This is a genomic window from Pseudovibrio sp. Ad37 (assembly GCF_001623075.1).
Taxonomy (GTDB): domain Bacteria; phylum Pseudomonadota; class Alphaproteobacteria; order Rhizobiales; family Stappiaceae; genus Pseudovibrio.
The window spans coordinates 1-1,386 of the sequence record NZ_LMCF01000082.1; the positions used below are offsets into that span (position 1 = coordinate 1).

Annotated in this window: 2 protein-coding genes; one reads left to right on the plus strand and one right to left on the minus strand. The window is 49.4% G+C overall.

Annotated features, from left to right (window positions below; genetic code table 11):
* Positions 1–621 (plus strand): IS3 family transposase (locus PsAD37_RS13735; protein ID WP_063296626.1); only part of this gene is annotated, 621 nt, incomplete at its 5' end.
* Positions 622–888: 267 nt separating this feature from the next.
* On the opposite strand, the gene PsAD37_RS13740 is transcribed toward PsAD37_RS13735, so the two are convergent.
* The gene (locus PsAD37_RS13740; RefSeq protein ID WP_063296627.1) at positions 889–1,287 is read right to left on the minus strand and encodes an SRPBCC domain-containing protein; all 399 of its coding nucleotides are present in this window, start codon (positions 1,285–1,287) and stop codon (positions 889–891) included.
* Positions 1,288–1,386: the final 99 nt, after the last annotated feature.

Sequence of the window (1,386 nt, forward strand, 5' to 3'; positions counted from 1 at the left end):
AGAGTAAGGTCCTTGATGAAGAGGATGGGTATTGAGGCAATCCACCGACGACCCAATACGTCCAAACCGGCGCCAGAACATAAAATCTACCCGTATCTGCTGCGTGATGTGGAGGTTTTAAGACCCAGTCAGGTCTGGGCCATCGACATTTCCTACATTCCCATGGCAAAGGGCTTCACCTACCTGGTCGCTATCATTGACTGGTACTCGTGCAAAGTTCTGAGCTGGCGGTTATCAATCACCATGGAGGCTACCTTCTGCATCGAAGCTCTGGAAGAGGCACTCGCTAAATACGGCAAGCCAGAGATTTTCAACTCTGATCAGGGCTCTCAATTCACCAGCATAGACTTCACCGATGTGCTCAAGCGTGAGAAGATCAAGATCTCCATGGATGGCAAGGGAGCATGGCGCGACAATGTTTTTATCGAACGGTTCTGGCGCACCATCAAGTATGAGGAAGTCTACCTCAAGGCCTACGCCAGTGTGCCAGAGGCCAGAAAATCCATTAAGCAGTACATCACCTTTTATAACCAGAAGCGCCCACATTCATCGCTTGAACGGAACACCCCGGATCAGGCTTACTGCACCCACCCGCAGCACATAACTCAAGCTGCTGCGTAATCGGAGCGGATCCACTTATAAAAGACGCTCACCTGTCCAAATAAACGGAACCACCTCTTACTTTGCAAAGAAAAGTTGGTGATGCGGTCGTCTTATTCGATGTGTTGATTAACTCTGAGCTGGGTTTTCTAACAGGCATATCAACATGAAAGATACTTTGTTAAAGCTGTAATTTAGTTTTAGTGGGATGAATTGTGAAGGTTAACTAGCTGCACCCACCCACGATATCGGATCGTGAATGGGCGCTTTTTAGGAGGGGAGAGCGTCTTAGCTTTCGACGAAGTGTTGCAGATCGTTGAAGCTGCTGCTCCAGCCGTGGTTTTTGGTCTGCTCTGGATCGGCGAATACTTTTTGTAACATGGTCATCCGGGTGCCATCCTTGATCGGCTCGAAGGTGACCTCAACGTCTGTCTCGTGACCGCGGACGCCATCATTTATCCAGCCCCATGTGAAGCAAAGGCGGTTAGGACGATCCAGAACCTTGTAAATGCCCGAAACCTTATAAGCTCCGCCTTCTTTGGTGGACGTCATGGTGGTTTTCCATTTGCCACCTGCGCGTACATCCATTTCGCATTCTGGTGTGATCATGCCTTCAGGACCCCACCACTGCACGAGCATCTCTGGATTTGTCCAGGCATCTGTCAGTGCTGGATGTATTTTCCCCATTTGTGCTGCTTGAAAATTCCCCACTTTCGCAGCTTTGACTTTTGATTGAAGGGGCATGCCCCTTCAATCAAAAGTTGGCCAAACTCTCCCTCACGTTCC